We start from the raw sequence: 19,294 nt of genomic DNA, 5'->3' as shown, positions 1-19,294 counted from the left end.
GCCCGTAGCCTTGGGGCCATGAGCGTCTGGAACGACCTGGTGGGCCAGGACCCGGTCGTGGAGCAGCTGTCGTCCGCCGCGGACGGGACGAGCGGGCTCGCGCACGCGTGGCTGTTCACCGGCCCGCCGGGGTCCGGACGGACGGCGGCGGCGCGGGCGTTCGCGGCGGCGCTGCAGTGCGCCGAGACGCCGCGCGGCTGCGGGCACTGCGCCGCGTGCCACCAGGTCCTGCAGGGCACGCACACCGACCTCGAGGTCGTCCGCCCGTCCGGGCTGTCCTACGGGATCAAGGAGACGCGGGCGCTGGTGCTGCGGGCGTCGTCGGCGCCGAGCGTGGGCCGCTGGCAGATCGTCCTGTTCGAGGACGCCGACCGGGCCACCGAGGGCGCCGCGAACGCGCTGCTGAAGGCCATCGAGGAGCCGCCGCCGCGCACGCTGTGGCTGCTGTGCACCCCCTCACCGGACGACCTGCTGGTCACGATCCGGTCCCGCTGCCGCCTCGTGACGCTGCGGACGCCGCCGATCTCCGCGGTCGCGGACGTCCTCGTCCAGCGGGACGGCGTGGACCGCGAGACCGCCGACGTCGTCGCGCGCGCCGCGCAGGGCCACATCAGCCGGGCGCGGCGGCTGGCCGCCGACCCGGCCGCGCGGGCGCGGCGCGCCGAGGTGCTCGCGGTGCCGCGCCGCCTGACGTCCGTCGGACCGGCGGCGATGGCGGCGGACGCGCTGGTGAAGGCCGCCGAGGCCGAGGCGAAGGCGACGGCCGAGGAGCTGAACGAGCGGGAGACCGCCGAGCTGCGGCAGGCGCTCGGCGAGAGCGCGAAGGGCCGGATGCCGCGCGGCACCGCCGGGGCGCTCAAGGAACTCGAGGACCGGCAGAAGTCCCGCGCGACCCGGGTGAAACGGGACTCGCTGGACCGTGCGCTGCTCGACCTCGCGTCCTACTACCGGGACGTCCTCACCCTGCAGCTCGGCGCGGGCAGCGAGCTCGTCAACACCGAGCTGGGGCCCGAGCTGCGGACGGCCGCCGCCGAGACCCGCCCCGAGGGCACCCTCCGCCGCCTCGACGCGATCATGGAGTGCCGGGAGCGGCTCGACGCGAACGTCAACCCGCTCCTCGCCGTCGAGGCCCTCACCATGGCGCTGCGCACCGGCTGACCCGCCCCCGATTTCCCCGGCGCGGGAGGCAACCTGAAGGGGCGGGCGGTGTCTCTGTGACATGAACGCTGAAACAGCGCTCGCCGAACCTTCGGCGGCCACCCGAAGCGGCGGGGCATCAGGCGCGTCGCCGCCGCACGAGCCGGAGCCGGACGACGCGTCGTCCGCCGTCACCGCCCTGTACCGGGGGCACGCGCTCGGGCTGACACGCCTCGCGCTGATCATGGTCGGTGACCGGGGCACCGCCGAGGACGTCGTCCAGGACGCCTTCGCCGGCCTCTACGCCCACTGGCCCCGCATGCGCGACCGCGACAAGGCGCTGACGTACGTCCGGTCGGCGGTCATCAACCGGTCGCGGACGGCGGTGCGGCGCCGCCGCAGGCCGTTCCGCGCGGTGCACCAGCCGCCGGTCTGGTCCGCCGAGTCGGAGGCGATGATCGGCGAGGACCGCCGGGAGGTCCTGGCCGCGCTGCACCGGCTGCCGCGCCGCCAGCGGGAGGCGCTCGTCCTGCGCTACTACGGCAACCTCTCCGAAGCGGAGATCGCCCAGGCCATGGGCATCAGCCTCGGCACCGTCAAGTCGACCACGTCCCGCGCGATCGCCGCGCTCGGCCGGATCCTGGAGGAGGAGAAGTGAACGCGACCGAGGAGCGACTCAAGGACGCGCTGGGCGCCGTCGGCGAGACCGTGCGGCCGGGGGAGGTTCCGCCGCCCAGGTTCGCCAGGCGGCGCGCCCCGCGCGCGTACCGCCGCTTCGTCCCGATGGCCGCCGCCGCGGCGATCGCCGTCGCCGTCGGGGGCGGCGCGCTCGCGGGCGGCGCCCTCGACCGGGGGCCGGACGGGGCCGCCTCACCGGGCGGCGCACCGACTCCGGCGCCGACGGTTTCGGCGGAGACGAAGGGGGCGACGGGGGCGTACATCACGGTGTTCCTCTGCACCGACCCCACGGTCGTTGACCGCGCGGCGTGCCACGGGCGCGGCGCGTCGGCGCGCGAGAAGCAGTTCATCGAGCAGCGACTGCGGACCATGCCGATCGTCGAACGCGCCGTGTACGAGTCGAAGCAGCAGGCCTACGAGCGCTTCAAGGAACGCTTCGCCGGCTCCCCCGAGTTCGAGGAGAGCGTCAAGGTGGGCGCCGTCCCCGACGCGTTCCGCGTCCGGGTGCGCGCCGGCGAGAGCCCCGAGGCCGTGCAGCGCCGCCTGGAGGGCGTTCCCGGCATCGCCGAAGTCGTCGTCGAGCCCGGCGACTGACGTCGGGCATCATGGGGGCATGCCGTACCGAGTGACGTTCGTCTGCACGGGCAACATCTGCAGGTCCCCGATGGCGGAGTCCGTCCTGCGCCACCACGTCGAGGCGGAGGGCCTGGACGTCGAGGTCGACAGCTCCGGAACCGGCAACTGGCACGTCGGCGACGGCGCCGACGACCGGACGATCGCCGCGCTGCGGCGCGCCGGATACCGGTCGGCGCACAGCGCCCGCCAGTTCGAGGCCATCTGGTTCGCTCGGTACGACCTGATCCTCGCGCTGGACGAGGGCCACCTGCGGGCCCTCCGCTCGATGGCCCCCGACGAGGAGTCGCGCGGCAAGGTCCGGCTGCTGCGCGAGTTCGACCCGGACGCCCGCGGCGACCTCGACGTCCCCGACCCCTACTACGGCGGCCGCGCCGACTTCGACCTGGTCCTCGGCCAGGTCGAGGCGGCGATGCCGGGTCTGCTCGACGAGATCCGCGCCGGGCTCAAGGCCGCCTGACGTGCGGGAACGTCTCGAACGCCTGCTCGGGACGGACGTGGCCCGCGTGCACGACCTCGGTTCTAGCCACGCGTGGACGCTGCACCGCGCGTCCCTCGGCGACGGCCGCGAGATGTTCGTGAAGGCCGCCTCCGCCCCGTCCGCCGGGGTGTTCGCGGCGGAGGCGGCCGGGCTGCGCTGGCTCGGCGAGACCGGCCCGGACGCCCCGGTGCCCGACGTCGCCGCGGCCGACGAGGACACGATCGTCCTGCCGTGGCTGCCGTCCGCGCCCCCGGACCAGGCGGCCGCCGACCGCCTCGGCCGCGAACTCGCCGCCCTGCACACCATCGCCCGTCCGGCCGCGTACGGGGCGCCCTGGCCGGGGTTCATCGCCGACCTCCCCCTCGACAACACGCCCGACGAGCGTCCCTGGCCCCGCTGGTACGCCGAACGCCGGCTCGTCCCGTTCCTGCGCCTCGCCGCCCCGCACCTGTCGAGCGCCGACGTCCGGCTCGTCGAGCGGGTCGCCGGCGAGGCCGAGTCGCTCGCCGGACCGCCCGAACCGCCGAGCCGGATCCACGGCGACCTGTGGTCCGGGAACGTCCGGTGGACCGGCGGCCGCGCCCTGCTCATCGACCCGGCCGCGCACGGCGGGCACCGCGAGACCGACCTCGCGATGATGGCCCTCTTCGGCACCCCGCTGCTCGACCGGATCCTCGCCGCCTACGACGCCGCCGCACCCCTCGCCCCCGGCTGGCGCGCCCGCGTCCCGCTGCACCAGCTGCACCCGCTGCTCGTCCACGTGGCGCTGTTCGGCGGCTCCTACCGGGCGTCCCTGCTGGACGCCGCCCGCGCCGCCCTCGGCTGAGCCCTCGCGACTCCGCGTTTCCGGGGCGTCGGCCCGCCGTACATGAGATAGAAACGAGGGGTTCGCTCGCAGGGGAGGCAGGTGCATGGACGGCAGGCACGGGACGCGCGAGGTACCGGCACGCGGCTCATGGCTGCGGGAGGCGTGGCGCGGGCTGGTCCCGGTCACGGTCGCCGCGGGCCTGGTCGTCGTCATCGGCGGCGGCTTCGACGTGCTCGAGCGGCGGCACGGCGCGAGCGAGTCCCGCGCCGCGAAGGCCGCGTCCGGCAGCGGGCCGGCGGCCCCGCGGTTCGTCGCCGGCGTCGTCGCGGGCGGCTCCGCGCTGGCCGTCCGGGACACCGGCACCGGCGCCGCCACCGCCCCGCCCGTCGCCCCGCCCCGAGGCCGCACCTTCACGGCCGTGGACTCCGCTCCGGACGGTTCGTACATCGTCGCGTCGTCCGGGTCCGGGCAGGCGACGTTCCTGCGCCTGCGCCTGGACGACGACGGCCGCCCCGAGGAGCTGGCCCCCGTCCCGAAGGCCGCGGTGCCCCTCGCCGCCGGTTCGTCCGGCCCCCGTCCCGTCCTCGCCGTCGCCCCGGACGGCGACCGCGTCGCCTACGTCACCTACGACGGGAGCCGGGGGCGCGTGGACGTCCTCACGCTGAGCACGGGCGCGCGCAAGAGGTGGACGACCTCGCTGCGCGGCGCCGTCGGCAGCCCGTCCTGGTCGGGCGACACCCTCGCGTTCGTCTGGACCCGTTCGGCCGGCGCCCCGAGCCAGGTCCGGACGCTCGACACGCGCGCCCCCGCGGGCGACCTCAAGGCCAGCGAGGCCCTCCTGACGCTCCCGTCCGGGGCCCGCACCGCGCTCCTGCGACCGGACGGCACCACGGTCACCGGCATCGCGCGGGACGGCGAGCTGACGATCCAGGCCTACTCCGCGACCGGCGAGCCCGGACAGATCCTCTGGAAGCACCCGGTCGAGGGCGAGGTGACGGCCCTCGACGCCGCCGACGACGGCACCCTGCTCGCCCTCGCCGGCGACCTGCACACCCGCGACGGCGATCCGCTGCCCGGGAAGGACCTCGCCGACGCCGCCTGGTGACGCCTAAGGTGGACGGACGAAACCGGGCGAACGGAGCGAAACCGTGGGCATGGTGATGGCAGTCAGTTTCACCCGGTACGGCCGGCTCTACTACCTCGATCCCGGATCGCACAGCCCCAAGGTCGGCGACAAGGTCCTGGTCCCCACCGACTCCGGCCCCGAGGTCGCCGAATGCGTCTGGGCGCCGCAGTGGGTCTCCGAGGACATCGACGGCCTCCCCGAATGCGCGGGCCCCGCCACCGACGAGCACCTCGCCCGCGACGAGGCGAACCGCCGCCGCCGCGCCGAGGCCCGCACCGTCGCGAAACGGCTGATCCGCAAGCACGAGCTCCCGATGAAGGTCATCGGCGTCGACGTCCTCGACGCCGACGACGTCGTCAAGATCTACTTCACCGCGCCGCACCGCGTCGACTTCCGCGCCCTCGTCCGCGACCTGGCCCGCACCCTCAAGGCCCGCGTCGAGCTCCGCCAGGTCGGCCCCCGCGACGAGGCCCGCCTCCAGGGCGGCATCGGCCCCTGCGGCCGCGACCTGTGCTGTGCCACCTTCCTCAAGGACTTCGAGCCCGTCTCCGTCCGCATGGCCAAGGAGCAGGACCTCCCCGTCAACCCGCTCCGCATCGCGGGCGCCTGCGGCCGCCTCATGTGCTGCCTGAAGTACGAGCACCCGCTCTATGTCAAGGCGCACGACAGGATGCCCGCCCTAGGCTCCCGCGTAGACACTCCCAACGGCCCGGGTCAGGTAGTAGGCCGCAACGTCCCCTCAGACAGCGTCACAGTCCGCCTGAACAGCGGAGGCCGCTGCTCCTGCCCCTCCGCCTCAGTCTGTTCCCCCCGCAAGCAACACGACGCCCGGTACGATTCCGCTTCCGAGCACGGCATTGGGGATTGACCGCGGTGCTGGTGTCGATGGCCGGACGCTGTAGACGTGAAGGTGGGCCAGGTGCGGTCAGATGACGTGTACGAGGTCCGTTACGGTCCGACGGTGAAGAACGCGACCATGTTCGTGGGAAGCACCGTCCTCACACTCTGCTGTCTCCTCCCAGACGTGTCGTTGCTCGTGCGTGTGCTCGGTGGTGGTCTCTTCGGGACTACGACCCTGTTGTTTCTCGCCTTCATGGTTCTGCGTCGGGTCGCCTTCCGTGTCGATGCCAAAGGCATCACGGTGGCAGGTAACCCGTTGCGATATCGAGCGACACTGCTGTTCGTTCCCTGGCAGGAAGTCCAGACCGTGGTCCTGTGGAAGCAGCACCTTGCGCAGAACATGCCGTACGTCGGGATTCAACGGAACGAGGACGCCCGACCTGGCAAGGGTGGACGGGGACATGACCCCGTCCTCCGTGCGGCGGCGCCCCACGTCCCCACCGAGATCGTCCGGTCCAGCCGCGCGGTTAACGGCTGGCGTCTCGACCGTGACCGGCTGGCTGCTGCGGTGGCGCCGCTTCGCCCCGGACGTCAAGATCGTCGATCTCGGCTGAGCACAAGGACATGAACCGGGCGCTCCGCGCCGCCGACGTTCCTGCGCAACGAGCACCCGCTGTACACGGAGTTCGAGGAGAAGGCGCCGCGGCTGGGCTCGCGCGTCAGCACGCCGGAAGGCGAGGGGCCAGGTCATCGGCTACCGGGTTTCGTCGGCAGTGCTCCGCCCTTCAGGGCGGGGTGAAGCCGGCCTTCCCGCGGAGTGGGACAGGGAAAGCCTGATCGCCCTGCGGGGTGATCGGGTGTCCACTGGTCTCAGGCCGGGTGGTTCTGCTGCTCGATGTATGCCCGCAGGACGCTGATCGGTGCGCCGCCGACCGTCCCGGCGAAGTAGGACGCCGACCACAGCTTGTTCCCCCGCCAGTAGTGGCGGGCCAGTTCGGGGAACTCCTGGCGCATCCGGCGGGAGGAGACCCCTTTGAGGCTGTTGACCAGTTTGGACAGGGCGACCTTGGGCGGGAAGTTCACCAGCAGGTGCACGTGGTCGCCCTCGCCGTTGAACTCGGCGAGTTCGACCTCGAAGTCGGCGCACACCGCCCGCATGATCTCCTCCAGCCGTTCCAGGTGCGGCCCGGTGAAGACCCCGTGCCGGTACTTGGTCACGAAGACCAAATGCGCATGCAGCACGAAAACGCAGTGCCTGCCTGTCCTGATATCCCCGTACTCGACCATAGACCAATGCTAGGCTCGCCGGGTGTAGCTCGGATACGCCTTCCGCCTCTACCCCACCCGCGGCCAGCAGCAGGCCCTCGCGCGGGCGTTCGGGTGCGCGCGTGGTGTACAACGACGCCCTGGCGGCACGCCGGGACGCCCGCGAGGCCGGGTTGCCGTACCCGAAGGCGGCCGAGCTGTCGGCGGCGATGACCGCGGCGAAGAAGACCCCGGAGCGTGCCTGGCTGGGTGAGGTGTCGGCGGTGGTGCTGCAGCAGTCGCTGCGGGACCTGGAGACCGCCTACCGCAACTTCTTCGACGGCCTGGCCGGCAAACGCCCCCGCATGGGGCCGCCGAGGTTCAAATCCCGCAAGGACAACCGGCAGTCGGTCCGGTTCACCGCCAACGCCCGCTGGTCGATCACCCCGGGCGGGAAGCTGTCCCTGCCCAAGATCGGCGAAGTAAAAGTGAAGTGGTCGCGGCGGCTGCCGTCGGTCCCCTCGACCGTGACCGTAGTCAAGGACGCGACCGGGCGGTTCTTCTGCTCGTTCGTCGTGGAGACCGGCGACGTGCCGGACCCGCCCGGCACGGCGGCCGAGGTCGGTATCGACCTGGGGCTGGAGCACTTCGCCGTGCTGTCGGACGGCCGCAAGATCACCTCCCCCCGGTTCCTGCGCCGCGCGCACAAGAAGCTCCGCAAAGCCCAAAAGGACCTGTCCCGCAAACAGAAGGGATCGGCCAACCGCGGCAAGGCCCGCCTGAAGGTCGCCCGAGCGCACGCGCAGGTCGCCGACGCGCGCCGCGAGTTCCACCACCATCTGTCCACGACGCTCGTGCGCGACAACCAAGCGCTCTACGTCGAGGACCTGTGCGTCAAGGGGCTCGCGCGCACCCGGCTGGCCACATCGGTGCACGACGCCGGATGGTCGGCGTTCACCGCGATGCTGGAGTACAAGGCAGCCCGGTACGGGCGCACGTTCGCGCGCGTCGATCGCAGGTTCCCCTCCTCGCATATCTGCTCGGGCTGCGGGCGGCGCGACGGCCCCAAACCGCTGCACGTGCGCGCATGGGTGTGCGGCGGGTGCGGGGCCGGGCACGACCGGGACGTCAACGCCGCCCGCAACATCCTGGACCAGGGACGCCGCATCACCACGTGATGCTCTGCCGGTCGCCGCTGGACGGAAACCCCCGGGTGTCCCGGGGGAAGCGGAGACCTTAAACGCCTGATGGAGGGCAGGTAAGACCCCGGCTCGTTGCGGGGCGCAGCCCGTTGAAGCAGGAAGCCACGGAAGTGCCCCGCCCACAGCGGCGCAGCACAGGCCGAATCCCCGCCTTCAGCTTCAGGGCGGGGAGCGCGTCAAAACGTCCCCGGCGACCGCGTGACCGTCAAGGTCGGTTCCCGCCGCTGCTCCTGCCCGTCCGCCTCCGTCTGCTCCCCCCGCAAGCAGCACGACGAGCGCTACGCGGACGCCGAGCGGCCGGACGTCCGGGAGCCCTGAGCGCACGACGTCGGACGGGCGCCGCCGCCGCGGATCGTCCGGCGGGTTCCCACTGAGCGAGACACGGCCCTGCCGCGGGACGCCGTCGTCGTGCAGATTCCGATGATCGGCACCTGCACCGGAGGGACCACGGCATGGCCGGCTGGAGTCATCGGTACGCGCGCATCAACGACCTCGACGTCCACTACGTGGAGCAGGGGAAGGGACCGCTGGTCGTCCTCCTGCACGGGTTCCCGCACCTGTGGTTCAGCTGGCGCCACCAGATCGGGCCGCTCGCCGACGCCGGTTTCCGCGTCGTCGCCCCCGACATGCGCGGGATGGGACGGACGAGCGGTCCGGCGGACCACCGCGAGTACGGCGTCGACCGGATCGTCGGCGACCTCGTCGGCCTCCTCGACCACCTGGGGGAGGAGCGGGCGGTCTTCAGCGGCCTCGACTTCGGCCTGTTCGCCGCCTACGACCTCGCCCACCACCACCCCGAACGCATCGCGGCGATCATCGGGCTGGAGAACCCCTTCTTCACGCCGTCCCGGGAATCGCCGCTGACGCTCGCCGCGCGGCAGGCCGAGCGGCACTTCAACCACATCCACTACTTCGCGGCACCGGGCGTCGCCGACCACGACCTCGCCGCGGCGCCCCGCGAGTTCCTGCGCAAGGTGTTCTACGCGCTGTCCAGCGACTACCACTACCTCGACGTGTGGCGGAAACCGCCGGGCACGTCCTATATCGACGCGCTGCCGGAGACGCCGCCGCTCCCGTGGCCGTGGCTGACGGAGGCGGAACTCGAGTTCTACGTCGCCGACTACAGCTACAGCGGGTTCACCGGCGGGCTCAACTGGTACCGCGCCATGGACCTCTCCTGGGAGTACCGCAAGTCGTACGGGAACCGGAAGAACCCCGTGCCTTTCTTCTTCATCGGCAGCGAGCAGGACGCCGACCTGGAGGGCTGGCACGGCGACGACCCCCTGACCAAGCTCGGGGAGCACCACGCCGACGTCCGGGACGTCCGGATGATCGAGTCGGCGGGGCACATGATGCAGATGGAGAAGCCCGCGGAGACCACCGCGACGATGCTGGAATTCCTCGCGAGGAGGGGCGAATGACCGGGAACCGGGTAGCGGTCGTCACCGGCGCGAGCCGCGGCGCCGGCAAGGGCATAGCGCTCGCGCTGGGCGCCGCGGGCATGACCGTGTACGTGACCGGACGCACGCGCGCCGAAGGCGACGCGGACCTGCCGGGCACGGTGCTCGGGACCGCCGCCGAGATCGACGAGCGCGGCGGCACCGGCGTCCCGGTGATCTGCGACCACTCCGACGACGGCCAGGTGCGCGCCCTCTTCGAGCGGGTCGGGCGCGAGCACGGGACGCTGGACGTCCTCGTCAACAACGCGTTCACGATCCCGGACGGGCTCACGAAGGACGGGCCGTTCTGGGAGAAGCCCCTCGAACTGCAGAGCATGTTCGACGTCGGTATGCGCTCGGCGTACGTCGCGACCTACTACGCGGCCCCGCTGCTGGTCGCGAACGGTTCGGGCCTCGTCGTGAACACGTCCTCGTTCGGCGGACGCTGCTACATGCACGGCCCCGCCTACGGCGCCGGGAAGGCCGCCGTGGACAAGATGGCCCACGACATGGCGGAGGACTTCCGGCCCCACGGCGTCGCCGTCGTCTCCCTCTGGATGGGGCTGCTCAAGACCGAACGCAACCGCGCCATGTTCGACGGCGTCCCCGACCGGTACGAGTCGTTCGCCGCCGGCGCCGAGACCCCGGAGTTCTCCGGCCGGGTGATCGACGCCCTGGCCCGCTCGGCGGACCCGATGACGTGGACGGGGCGGGTCCTCATCGGCGCCGAACTCGGTGCGGAACTCGGCGTCACCGACGTCGACGGCAGCAGCCCCCGGTCGCACCGCGCGATGCTGGGCGACCCGCCGACCTACAGCACGGCCGTCGTCAAGTAGGGCGGCGTCAAGTAGGCAGCGCGTACCGGAAGATCTTCTTCCATGTGCTCGTGACCTGCCGCGACAGCGGCCCCGCGTGGTACGGCAGGTCGTACTTCTCGCACAGCGCCCGCACCCGCGGGGCGATCTCCGCGAGCCGGTTGCTCGGCATGTCCGGGAAGAGGTGGTGCTCGATCTGGTGGCTCAGGTTGCCGGTCAGCAGATGGAACAACCGGCCGCCGGTGATGTTCGCCGACCCCGCGAGCTGCCGCACGTACCACTCGCCCCGCGACTCGCCGTCCAGCCGGTCCTCCTCGAACATCTCGACGTCCCCGGGGAAGTGCCCGCAGAAGATGATCATGTGCGCCCACACATTCCGGACGGCGTTCGCGGTGAAGTTCGCGGCGAGCGTCGACAGGAACTGCGGGCCGCTGAGCAGCGGGAACGCCACGTAGTCCTTGGCCCACTGGCGGCGCACCTTCCGGCCGATCTCCCGCAGCTTCCGCCGCGTCTCCTCTGGATCGTTCGTCCCCGCCCGGATCTTGTCGATCTCCAGGTCGTGCAGCGCCACCCCGTACTCGAAGAACATCGCGAGCAGCAGGTTGTACAGGGGCTGCGGCAGCATCGCCCAGTGCCACTCCTGCTCCGGGGTCACCCGCAGGATCCCGTACCCCACGTCGTTGTCCCTGCCCACGACGTTCGTGAACGTGTGATGCACGAAGTTGTGCGAGTGCTTCCACTGCTCGGCGGGGGACACGTTGTCCCACTCCCACACCGTCGAGTGGATCTCCGGATCGCGCATCCAGTCCCACTGGCCGTGCATGACGTTGTGCCCGATCTCCATGTTCTCCAGGATCTTCGCGACGGCCAGCGTCGCGGTCCCGGCGATCCACGCGGGCGGTAGCGCCGACGCCAGCAGCATCGCCCGTCCGCCGATCTCCAGTCCCCGCTGCCAGCGGATCACCCGGCGGATGTAGGCCGCGTCCCGCTCCCCGAGGTCCGCCGCGATCTCCCTCCCCAGCGCGTCCAGCTCCTCCGCGATCGCCGCGTGGTCGGCGTCCGACAGCTGCGTGGTCATCGGCGTGCTCCTCACAGTTCGATCTCCACCGGCCCGGCGGCCGCGTTCACGCACGTCTGGACGATCTCGCCCTCGTCCCCGTGCACCCGTCCCGTCCGCAGGTCGCGGACCCGGCCCGCCGCGAGCCGCCCGACGCAGCCGTGGCAGATGCCCATCCGGCAGCCGCTCGGCAGCAGCGCGCCCGCACGCTCCCCGGCGTCCAGCAGCGCCGTCGTGCCGTCCGCCTCGACCTCGACCCCGCTGCGCGCGAAGCGGACCGTCCCGCCCGCACCGCCGCCGCCCGCCGCCGGCGCGGGGCGGAACCGCTCCACCCGGAGCCGCTCCGGGACGCCCGCGTCCCGCCAGAGCTCCGCGAGCCGCTCCAGCAGTCCCTCGGGGCCGCACGCCCACGCGTCCCGCTCGGTCCAGTCGGCGGGGAGGTCGTCCGGGGTGAACCGGCCCTCCGCCCGCGTGTGCCGCTCGCGCAGCCGCAGCCCCGCGAGCCGCCGCAGCTCCGCTCCGAAGATCACCTCGTCGGCCGTCCGCGCCGAATGCACCAGCACGGTGTCCGGCAGCGCGCCCCGCTCGGCGAGGTGGCGCAGCATGGCCATCACCGGCGTGATCCCGCTGCCCGCGGTGACGAAGAGCAGCCGCCGGGGCGGTTCCGGGGGCAGGACGAAATCGCCGTCCGCCGCCCCCAGCCGGACGATCGCGCCCGGCCGGATCCGGTGCACCAGGTGGCTCGAGACGAACCCGTCCGGTGCGGCCTTCACCGTCACCGTGATCCGGCCGTCCGCGCGCGGCGGCGACGAGAGCGAGAAGGTCCGCCGGTGCACCACCCCGTCGATGTCCACCCCGAGCGGCACCCACTGCCCCGGCCGGTGCCCGCGCCACGTCCGTCCGGGCCTGATCACGATCGTCGCCGCCCCGGGCGCCTCGTGCCGCACCGCCTCCACGCGTCCCCGCGGCTCGGCGGTCCTCCACAGCGGATTGAGCAGCCCGAGGTAGTCGTCCGGAAGCAGCGGCGTCGTCAGCGCCCGCGCGGCCGCCGAGATCCTGCCCATGGTCACGTCGCCTCCCTGAACCTACTGGCGCGTAACCTACGGTCACGTAACCAGGTGCGGCCCTTCAAGGCCTCGCCGCCGAAAGCGACCAGCATCACACCATCAAGAACAGTGCCATTGATCGATGTTTTATTTGATCGCCCGTTTGTCCGATCGCTCCCGGAAACGGGGAGCCTGTCGGTCCCCGAACCGGGCATTCGGCGCTGACCTGGGCTTTCGTCGGCACTCGAACGGCATTGAACGTCGATACGCGTCGCCGAAGTAGTGGCCCCGGACCCCCGGTGGACGTAGCGTAGGCACCGGCATACGAGCCGCAACAACGAGACGGGGGCCGGAGTGCGGGCAGCGAAGACCATCGGTGCGGCGATCGCCTTGATGCTTGCGGCGGCCACCGGATGCGACGGGGGCGGGGACGACGCGACGATGGCGAGCCGCGTCCCGGACGGCCTCGGCTCCTTCTACGACCAGCGGCCCGACTGGCGCGACTGCGGCGGCGGCTTCCAGTGCGCGACCGTCCAGGTCCCGCTCGACTATGCCAAGCCGCAGAGCGAGAAGGTCGGCATCTCCCTGATCCGGCTCCCCGCCCGCAACCGGTCGGAGCGCATCGGCTCGCTGCTCACGAACCCGGGCGGGCCCGGCGGTTCCGGGATCGGCTTCGTCCGCCAGGCCGCCGCCGCGTTCGGTGCCGACCTGCGCGAACGCTTCGACATCGTCGGTTTCGACCCGCGCGGCGTCGGCGAGAGCGACCCCGTCCGCTGCAACACCACGGCGCAGCTCGACCGGTTCTTCGCCACCGACTCGTCCCCGGACGACCCGGACGAGCGCAAGACCCTCGCCGACCGCAGCCGGCAGTTCGCGTCCAACTGCGAGACCAAGGAGCGGGCCGTCCTCCCGCACGTCGGCACCGCGGACGCCGCCCGTGACATGGACGTCCTCCGCGCGGCCCTCGGCGACGACAAGCTCACCTACTACGGCGCGTCCTACGGCACCTACCTCGGCGCCTTCTACGCCGAACAGTTCCCGAAGAACGTTCGCGCGCTCGTCCTGGACGGGGCCGTGGACCCGCGCCTCTCCGCGACCGACATCCTGGTCGAGCAGGCGAAGGGCTTCGAGACCGCCTTCCGCGCCTTCGCCGAAAACTGCGTCTCCCAGCCGGACTGCCCCCTCGGCGACTCGCCCGACGCGGCCGAGAAGAACCTCGAGAAGTTCCTCGCCGAGACCGACGAGAAACCCCTCACCGCCCGCGGCGACAGCCGCAAGGTCACCGAGTCCCTCGCCACGATGGGCATCGCCACCGCCCTGTACGCGAAGGAGTACTGGCCGACCCTCCGCCAGGGCCTCGCCCAGGCCATGCGGAGCGGCGACGGAACCGTCCTGCTCACGCTCGCCGACCAGATGGTCGACCGCGAGAACGGCTCCTACAGCAACCAGACCGACGCGAACATGGCCGTCAACTGCGTCGACAAACCGAACCCGGCGAACGTCGACGCCTACGCGAAGGCCGTCGAGAAGGCCGAGCGGTCCGCACCCCGCTTCGGCGAGTTCGTCGTCTGGGGCGGCCTCCCCTGCGTGTACTGGCCCGCCCAGGCCGAGAAGGCACCCGCCCCGGTGACGGCCAAGGGCTCCGCCCCCATCCTCGTCATCGGCACCACCCGCGACCCGGCGACCCCCTACTCGTGGTCCGAGGGCCTCGCCGGCCAGTTGCAGTCCGGCGTCCTGCTCACCCTCGACGGCGACGGCCACACCGCCTACCTGCAGGCCGACCCCTGCATCAGCCGCGCCACCGACCGTTACCTCGTCACCGGCGAACCCCCGAAGGACGGAACCGTGTGCCGCTGAAAAGGGTGCGCGAGCACCCCGCGGAACCGGTAGACTTCAACCCGCCGTGCCTCGCGCGGAGCGCCGCCTTAGCTCAGTCGGCAGAGCGATTCACTCGTAATGAATAGGTCATCGGTTCGATTCCGATAGGCGGCTCCCAGGTCAAAGCCCCCTTGCGATCACCGCAAGGGGGCTTTTGCTAACAGGCTTGCTAACACGGGCTACGAAGCCGCCTCCATGGCCTTCGCGAAGGCCTCCGCCGCAGCCGTCCGGCCCAGGGCGCGCGTGGACGGTGAGCTCCGGCGGCGCGGTCTCCGCCGGGGCCCCTCAGGCACGCGGCGAGGCTGGACAGGACGGCGCCGCGTTCGTCCGCGCCTTCGTCCGGTCGTCCAGGCCGGGCGCGCGGAGGTAGCGGACGGCGACCGCGGCGACCCAGCCGAGGCCGATCGCCAGGTTGATCCGCTGCCACAGCCCGTGAAAGCCGCCGGACCCGGACTCCATGTCGTACGACGACGCCGCGAGCGCGAACGTCACCGGCACCGCCACGGCAGTGACGATCGAGAACCACATCCACGGACGCCCCCCGGGTTCGGAGGCGAAGCGGCGGGCCAGCACGCACACGAGGGCGATCAGCGTCAGGTAGAACGGCACCGGGTTCGCGTCATGGATCGTGCCGTGCAGCGTCGGCTCGGCGGGGACGACCGCACCCTCGGGATAGCCGGGCTTGGGGTCGGTGACGAACACGCCGCCCACGATCATGCAACACCCGAACAGTGCCGCCAGGACGGGCGCGGCCGTCGCGCCGTCCCGCCCGGCGAGCGCCCGCCGCAGTCCGGCGGCGAATCCCATGACCAGCAGGCCCGTGACGATGAAGTTCGCGATCATCACCCAGCCGCGCTCACCCAGCGCCAGTTCGCTGCCGAAACGGTGTGGCCAGGTGTAGCCGGGCCGGAGCGCCCCCTCCACCAGGATCACCCCGACGAACACCACCGGAACGGCGATACCGCATCCCAGCAGCGACCGCGTCTCCTTATCTTTGATAAGTACCATGATCCTCACGCTGCCTTACCATCGATAAGGAGTCAACCCTGGGGTGTGGATGGACCGGACGACGATCGTCGGCGCGGCGCTGGAACTGCTCAACGAGGTCGGCCTGGACGGGCTGACGACGCGCCGGCTCGCCGCGAAGCTCGACGTGCGGTCGCCGGCTCTCTACTGGCACTTCCGCAACAAGCAGGAACTGGTCGACGAGATGGCCCGTACCGTCCAGGCCGGTCAGAACCTCGGCCCGCCGCAGGACGGCGAGCCGTGGCGCGACTGGCTCGCGCGGCGCGCGCGCGAACGCCGCCGGGTGCTGATGTCCTATCGGGACGGTGCCCGGCTGGTCGCCGGGACCAGCGCGGGACCGGAGATCGCCATCGCCTTCGACCGGGAACTGGCCTCGATGGTGCGGCAGGGATTCACGCCGGTCCGGGCGATGCGCGCGATCACCGCGCTCGGTGCGTTCGTGACCGGTTTCGTCATGGAGGAACAGGCGCGCGAGACCCGAACGGAGCAGCCGGACATTCCAGCCGGCTCCGCGCCCGAGACGCCCACGCTCATGGCCGCCATCGCCGAGGGCGGCTCCCCCGATGCACCCGCCGCCTTCGAGGACGGTCTGACCCTGCTCCTCGACGGCATCGAGGCCGGTAAACCGGTTCCGGAGTGAGGTGAAGCGATCGGCGGCGGCGCTGACCGTGCAGGCACGCGTCGCCCGCCGCCTGATCGGCACCGAGGCCGACCGTCTCCATGGCCGCGCGCACGCCGGGCCCGTCCGCGATGGGCGTGCGGCGAAGTCGAACGACAGAGAGGGCTGCTGTCCCAAGCCGACGGACGGCCGTGAGGGCGCAGACGTCGGCGAAGCTCGGGTACCGGACCGGGCCGTCCGGCATCGAGTGCGGCGCCGGGCGAGACGCCCTCCCACCGGAGGAGCGAGTACGTCGAGGTGGGGGAGGTCCGGATCAGGGGTCGCGCAGCTCGTAGCCGCGGGAATGCAGGAGCCGGGCGGCGCGATCGGGGTCGGCCTCTCCCGGCCACCAGCTCACCTCCTGCCAGTTCTCGAGGTGATCGCGGTAGGCCCGCAGCAGCACCCCGTCGGCGCGGAGCTTGAACCGCCCGAACACGAACCCGCCCGGCGGATCCTCGTCGTAGTCGTAGACCCACTTCCAGCGGGCGACTATCGCCTCGTCCGTCATGGTCGAGACCTTATGTCCGCAAGCCCGTCGGAGCGGACGAACGGGTCGGATCCGGGAGCCCCGCGTCGAGAGCCGTCCGGTCGCGGCCCCGTGACCTCACCGGGCACCGCGCGACGAGAACGCCGTGCGTCCCGTGGAGCACGGGGCCGTCCGAGCCGCCGACCGAACCCGGCGGGAAGCAGGCCCGAACCATCGAGACGAAGCGAACCGACGGGCAGGAGGCGGTGTCGGCCCACGTCATCAGGGGTGTGCGGAACTCGGGCCGGGCGTTCAGTGGGCGGGTTCGGGGGCGAGGTGTTCGGCGAGGATCTTCAGGTGGCTCCCGCGGGCGGCGGCGTGACGTTCACGGCCCGCCTCGGTGAGGCGCACGAAGACGCCGCGGCGGTCGTCCTGGCAGATGGCGCGCTCGACCAGGCCGTGCTTCTCGAGGCGCGCGACCGTCCGCGAGAGGGCGCTCTGGCTCAGGTACATGTCCGCCGCGATGTCCTGCATGCGGCGCTTCTCGCAGTTCGCCTCGACGAGGCGGTCCAGCGTCTCGTACTCGCTCATGGTGAGGCCGTGCGCCTCCTGCAGGGCGCGATCGAGGCTGCAGGCGACGGCGTTGTAGCAGGTCGCCAGCTTGCGCCAGCGGCTGACGAGGACGGCCTCCGACTCCATGGCGCGGATCGTACCATGCATGCGCATTAGATTCCTCTGCAATTTATGCGTGGACATTGAATGCATGTGCATGTACTGTCCTTCGGCGTGACTATCACCGACACACCACCTGCCTCCGCTGCCCGCGCACCGGTCGAACAGACCTGGACTCCCCGGTTGTGGGGCGTCCTCGGCGTGCTGTGCCTCGTGCTGTTCCTCGACGGGCTCGACGTCTCGATGGTCGGCGTGGCGCTGCCGTCGATCGGTGCCGAGCTCGGGCTTTCCACCACGTCCCTGCAGTGGATCGTGAACGGTTACGTGCTCGGATACGGGGGTCTTCTGCTGCTCGGCGGACGGACGGCCGATCTGCTGGGCCGTCGCCGGGTCTTCCTCATCGCGCTGGCCGTCTTCGCCGTCGCGTCACTGGTGGGCGGCCTGGTCGACAACGGAGCGCTGCTCATCGTCACCCGTTTCGTCAAGGGCCTCGCCGCCGCGTTCACCGCACCGACCGCACTGTCGATCCTGACCACCACCTTCCATGAGGGGCCCGCGCGCAACCGGGCGCTGTCGGTCTTCTCGGTGTTCGGCGCCAGCGGGTACTCGTCGGGGCTGATCCTCGGCGGGCTGCTGACCGGCCTCGGCTGGCGCTGGACGTTCCTGACCCCGGTTCCGCTCGCCCTGCTGGCACTCGTCGCGGGCATCGCGCTGCTCCCCCGCGACCGGCCGGCGGCGGGCGGCGGGCACGACCTCGTCGGCGCGGTGACGCTGACCGGCGGGATGCTGCTCGCCGTCTACACCGTGGTGTCGGCGCCCGAACGCGGCTGGCTGGACCCGCTCACCGTCGTGTCCATCGTGGCGGCGGCGGCCCTGCTGGTCGGGTTCGTCGTCACCGAGCAGCGCGTCCGGCATCCGCTGGTCCGTCTCGGGATCCTGCGGATCGGCACGATCGTCCGCGCGAACCTGAGCATCGTCGCCCTGTTCGGGTCGTACCTGAGCTTCCAGTTCATGATGACGCTGTACCTGCAGGACGTGCTGGGCTGGTCGCCGCTCGAGATGGCTCTCGGGCTCCTCCCGGCGGGGATCATCGTGGCCTTCGGCTCCCCCTTCGTCGGCCGCCTGATCGACCGGTTCGGGACCGCTCCGCTGATCATCAGCTCGATGGCGTCGCTGAGCCTCGGGTACGTCTGGTTCCTCGCGACCGCCGGAGACGCTCCGCACTACACGGTGACCGTGCTGCCGACGATGATCCTGCTCGGCGGAGGTTTCGCGTTCGGGTTCAGCTCGATCATGGGGCAGGCCACGGACGGCATCGACGACTCCGAGCAGGGACTCGCCTCGGGCCTCGTGCAGACGTCCGGACAGGTCGGCGCCGCCCTCGTGCTCGCGGTCGTCACGGCTCTCGTCGCGGGTGCCGCGCACGAGGGCGGCGACTTCGCCGGTTTCCACCCGGGCGTGAACCTCGTCAGCGGTGTGGCGGTCGTCGGACTCGCGCTCAACCTGATCCCCCTGTTCCGCGCCGCCCGAGCCGCGCGCACCTGACACCGGAGCGGTGTCGAGGCGGTTCCGTCGCACCGCCTGAACCTGCGCCGCCCGGCGCCGATGGCATGCCCGGCGAACACGCCCCGTCCGCCATGCACCGACTCCGGTCGGGGCGTTCCCCGGGGGCAACACGATCCGCCCGGGCGGACGCGTTGTCCTCGGCGTCGGCTCGTCGCACCCCCGGTCCGGGCGCCGCCCGCCGAGTCCCGGCGGACCGTTTGCCGCTTGTTCCCGGCCGGGTGTGGGTCGGTCGGGCTCCGGTCGGGTGTTGGAGGCCCGGTTCCGGTTGGTGTCTCGTCGCAGCGAGGCGGTCCGCCCGGGCGGACGCGGTGTCCTCGTCGGCTCGTCGCACCCCCGCGCCGAGTCGGATGTCTGCCGCCGGGGCGCCGGCGGACCGTCCGCCGCCCGGTCCCGCCCGTGCGGGCGTCTGCCGACTGAGCCCGGTCGGGCGTTTGCTGCCCGACTCCAGGACGGACGGCTACCGGGGCCGGACGTGGTGGCCTCGGCGCGGGGTCATCGCAACGCCCACCCCCAGCCGGACG

The 19,294-nt window shown here is 72.0% G+C and carries 20 protein-coding genes and 1 tRNA gene; 15 read left to right on the top strand and 6 right to left on the bottom strand.

Translation table 11 applies throughout. The features are described from left to right. The first annotated feature begins 18 nt into the window (after window positions 1–18). From F7P10_RS16960 to F7P10_RS16925, 8 genes are all read left to right on the top strand, one after another. The gene (locus F7P10_RS16960) at window positions 19–1,158 is read left to right on the top strand and encodes a DNA polymerase III subunit delta' (protein ID WP_151010222.1); all 1,140 of its coding nucleotides are present in this window, start codon (window positions 19–21) and stop codon (window positions 1,156–1,158) included. Between the two features lie 61 nt (window positions 1,159–1,219). After that, complete coding sequence (locus F7P10_RS16955) at window positions 1,220–1,795, top strand: SigE family RNA polymerase sigma factor (protein ID WP_151010221.1); 576 nt, start codon at window positions 1,220–1,222, stop codon at window positions 1,793–1,795. Beyond that, a complete protein-coding gene (locus F7P10_RS16950) occupies window positions 1,792–2,409 on the top strand; it encodes a permease-like cell division protein FtsX (protein ID WP_151010220.1) in 618 nt (205 codons plus the stop codon). The genes F7P10_RS16955 and F7P10_RS16950 overlap by 4 nt, the downstream gene beginning before the upstream one ends. Window positions 2,410–2,428: 19 nt before the next feature. Next, window positions 2,429–2,908, top strand: coding sequence for a low molecular weight protein-tyrosine-phosphatase (locus F7P10_RS16945; protein ID WP_151010219.1), 480 nt, complete (start codon window positions 2,429–2,431; stop codon window positions 2,906–2,908). A 1-nt stretch (window position 2,909) separates the two neighbouring features. Continuing rightward, entirely contained in the window at window positions 2,910–3,755 is an 846-nt protein-coding gene (locus tag F7P10_RS16940; RefSeq protein ID WP_254716651.1) for a fructosamine kinase family protein, read from the top strand. 85 nt (window positions 3,756–3,840) lie between these two features. After that, entirely contained in the window at window positions 3,841–4,842 is a 1,002-nt protein-coding gene (locus F7P10_RS16935) for a hypothetical protein (protein ID WP_151010218.1), read from the top strand. 49 nt (window positions 4,843–4,891) lie between these two features. After that, complete coding sequence (locus F7P10_RS16930; RefSeq protein ID WP_151010217.1) at window positions 4,892–5,731, top strand: regulatory iron-sulfur-containing complex subunit RicT; 840 nt, start codon at window positions 4,892–4,894, stop codon at window positions 5,729–5,731. Window positions 5,732–5,824: 93 nt separating this feature from the next. Beyond that, on the top strand, window positions 5,825–6,331 hold the full coding sequence (locus tag F7P10_RS16925) for a hypothetical protein (protein WP_151010216.1): 507 nt from the start codon (window positions 5,825–5,827) through the stop codon (window positions 6,329–6,331). A gap of 242 nt (window positions 6,332–6,573) precedes the next feature. Here the strand turns inward: F7P10_RS16925 and tnpA are convergent, their stop codons facing one another. Then, window positions 6,574–6,990, bottom strand: coding sequence for an IS200/IS605 family transposase (gene tnpA / locus F7P10_RS16920; protein ID WP_151010215.1), 417 nt, complete (start codon window positions 6,988–6,990; stop codon window positions 6,574–6,576). Between the two features lie 101 nt (window positions 6,991–7,091). Between tnpA and F7P10_RS16915 the strand changes: the two genes are divergently transcribed. The 3 genes from F7P10_RS16915 to F7P10_RS16905 all read left to right on the top strand — a co-directional run bounded on the left by F7P10_RS16915 (window position 7,092) and on the right by F7P10_RS16905 (window position 10,425). Then, a complete protein-coding gene (locus F7P10_RS16915; protein ID WP_368077474.1) occupies window positions 7,092–8,126 on the top strand; it encodes an RNA-guided endonuclease InsQ/TnpB family protein in 1,035 nt (344 codons plus the stop codon). 476 nt (window positions 8,127–8,602) lie between these two features. Continuing rightward, a complete protein-coding gene (locus F7P10_RS16910; protein WP_151010214.1) occupies window positions 8,603–9,571 on the top strand; it encodes an alpha/beta hydrolase in 969 nt (322 codons plus the stop codon). Then, window positions 9,568–10,425 carry an SDR family NAD(P)-dependent oxidoreductase gene (locus F7P10_RS16905; protein WP_151010213.1) on the top strand — a complete coding sequence of 286 codons (858 nt, stop codon included), beginning with the start codon at window positions 9,568–9,570 and terminating at the stop codon, window positions 10,423–10,425. Before F7P10_RS16910 ends, F7P10_RS16905 begins: the two co-directional genes overlap by 4 nt. A 7-nt stretch (window positions 10,426–10,432) precedes the next feature. Here F7P10_RS16905 and F7P10_RS16900 read toward each other — a convergent pair whose 3' ends face one another. After that, complete coding sequence (locus F7P10_RS16900; RefSeq protein ID WP_151010212.1) at window positions 10,433–11,482, bottom strand: acyl-CoA desaturase; 1,050 nt, start codon at window positions 11,480–11,482, stop codon at window positions 10,433–10,435. An 11-nt stretch (window positions 11,483–11,493) separates the two neighbouring features. Continuing rightward, window positions 11,494–12,525, bottom strand: a complete 1,032-nt coding sequence (locus F7P10_RS16895; RefSeq protein WP_151018101.1) for a ferredoxin reductase — start codon at window positions 12,523–12,525, stop codon at window positions 11,494–11,496. A gap of 336 nt (window positions 12,526–12,861) precedes the next feature. Between F7P10_RS16895 and F7P10_RS16890 the strand changes: the two genes are divergently transcribed. Both F7P10_RS16890 and F7P10_RS16885 read left to right on the top strand, forming a co-directional pair. Continuing rightward, the gene (locus tag F7P10_RS16890) at window positions 12,862–14,364 is read left to right on the top strand and encodes an alpha/beta hydrolase (protein ID WP_254716650.1); all 1,503 of its coding nucleotides are present in this window, start codon (window positions 12,862–12,864) and stop codon (window positions 14,362–14,364) included. Between the two features lie 62 nt (window positions 14,365–14,426). After that, a tRNA-Thr gene (locus F7P10_RS16885) sits at window positions 14,427–14,499 on the top strand. A 171-nt stretch (window positions 14,500–14,670) separates the two neighbouring features. On the opposite strand, the gene F7P10_RS16880 is transcribed toward F7P10_RS16885, so the two are convergent. Beyond that, complete coding sequence (locus tag F7P10_RS16880) at window positions 14,671–15,393, bottom strand: DUF998 domain-containing protein (protein WP_151010211.1); 723 nt, start codon at window positions 15,391–15,393, stop codon at window positions 14,671–14,673. A gap of 49 nt (window positions 15,394–15,442) precedes the next feature. Between F7P10_RS16880 and F7P10_RS16875 the strand changes: the two genes are divergently transcribed. Beyond that, window positions 15,443–16,051, top strand: coding sequence for a TetR/AcrR family transcriptional regulator C-terminal domain-containing protein (locus F7P10_RS16875; RefSeq protein ID WP_151018099.1), 609 nt, complete (start codon window positions 15,443–15,445; stop codon window positions 16,049–16,051). Window positions 16,052–16,343: 292 nt separating this feature from the next. On the opposite strand, the gene F7P10_RS16870 is transcribed toward F7P10_RS16875, so the two are convergent. Together F7P10_RS16870 and F7P10_RS16865 are read right to left on the bottom strand one after the other, a co-directional pair. Then, window positions 16,344–16,577 (bottom strand): hypothetical protein, encoded by a 234-nt coding sequence (locus F7P10_RS16870; protein ID WP_151010210.1) that lies wholly within the window; start codon window positions 16,575–16,577, stop codon window positions 16,344–16,346. Between the two features lie 270 nt (window positions 16,578–16,847). Continuing rightward, window positions 16,848–17,255: a MarR family winged helix-turn-helix transcriptional regulator gene (locus F7P10_RS16865; RefSeq protein WP_254716649.1), complete on the bottom strand. Its 408-nt coding sequence runs from the start codon at window positions 17,253–17,255 to the stop codon at window positions 16,848–16,850. 66 nt (window positions 17,256–17,321) lie between these two features. On the opposite strand from F7P10_RS16865, the gene F7P10_RS16860 reads away from it, so the two are divergent. Continuing rightward, complete coding sequence (locus F7P10_RS16860) at window positions 17,322–18,752, top strand: MFS transporter (protein WP_254716648.1); 1,431 nt, start codon at window positions 17,322–17,324, stop codon at window positions 18,750–18,752. The last annotated feature ends 542 nt before the right edge of the window (window positions 18,753–19,294 follow it).

Source organism: Actinomadura sp. WMMB 499, assembly GCF_008824145.1.
Lineage (GTDB): Bacteria > Actinomycetota > Actinomycetes > Streptosporangiales > Streptosporangiaceae > Spirillospora.
The sequence above is the reverse complement of the archived record's forward strand: the minus strand, read 5'-3'. Positions and strand labels throughout refer to the sequence as shown.

Excerpts from the sequence above, each read along its gene's own strand:
- F7P10_RS16960 (WP_151010222.1), top strand. The coding sequence starts at position 19 with ATGAGCGTCTGGAACGACCTGGTGGGCCAGGACCCGGTCGTGGAGCAG.
- F7P10_RS16910 (WP_151010214.1), top strand. The coding sequence starts at position 8,603 with ATGGCCGGCTGGAGTCATCGGTACGCGCGCATCAACGACCTCGACGTC.
- F7P10_RS16900 (WP_151010212.1), bottom strand. The coding sequence starts at position 11,482 with ATGACCACGCAGCTGTCGGACGCCGACCACGCGGCGATCGCGGAGGAG.
- tnpA (WP_151010215.1), bottom strand. The coding sequence starts at position 6,990 with ATGGTCGAGTACGGGGATATCAGGACAGGCAGGCACTGCGTTTTCGTG.
- F7P10_RS16905 (WP_151010213.1), top strand. The coding sequence starts at position 9,568 with ATGACCGGGAACCGGGTAGCGGTCGTCACCGGCGCGAGCCGCGGCGCC.
- F7P10_RS16875 (WP_151018099.1), top strand. The coding sequence starts at position 15,443 with ATGGACCGGACGACGATCGTCGGCGCGGCGCTGGAACTGCTCAACGAG.
- F7P10_RS16895 (WP_151018101.1), bottom strand. The coding sequence starts at position 12,525 with ATGGGCAGGATCTCGGCGGCCGCGCGGGCGCTGACGACGCCGCTGCTT.
- F7P10_RS16955 (WP_151010221.1), top strand. The coding sequence starts at position 1,220 with ATGAACGCTGAAACAGCGCTCGCCGAACCTTCGGCGGCCACCCGAAGC.
- F7P10_RS16930 (WP_151010217.1), top strand. The coding sequence starts at position 4,892 with ATGGTGATGGCAGTCAGTTTCACCCGGTACGGCCGGCTCTACTACCTC.
- F7P10_RS16880 (WP_151010211.1), bottom strand. The coding sequence starts at position 15,393 with ATGGTACTTATCAAAGATAAGGAGACGCGGTCGCTGCTGGGATGCGGT.
- F7P10_RS16935 (WP_151010218.1), top strand. The coding sequence starts at position 3,841 with ATGGACGGCAGGCACGGGACGCGCGAGGTACCGGCACGCGGCTCATGG.
- F7P10_RS16865 (WP_254716649.1), bottom strand. The coding sequence starts at position 17,255 with ATGCATGGTACGATCCGCGCCATGGAGTCGGAGGCCGTCCTCGTCAGC.
- F7P10_RS16870 (WP_151010210.1), bottom strand. The coding sequence starts at position 16,577 with ATGACGGACGAGGCGATAGTCGCCCGCTGGAAGTGGGTCTACGACTAC.
- F7P10_RS16945 (WP_151010219.1), top strand. The coding sequence starts at position 2,429 with ATGCCGTACCGAGTGACGTTCGTCTGCACGGGCAACATCTGCAGGTCC.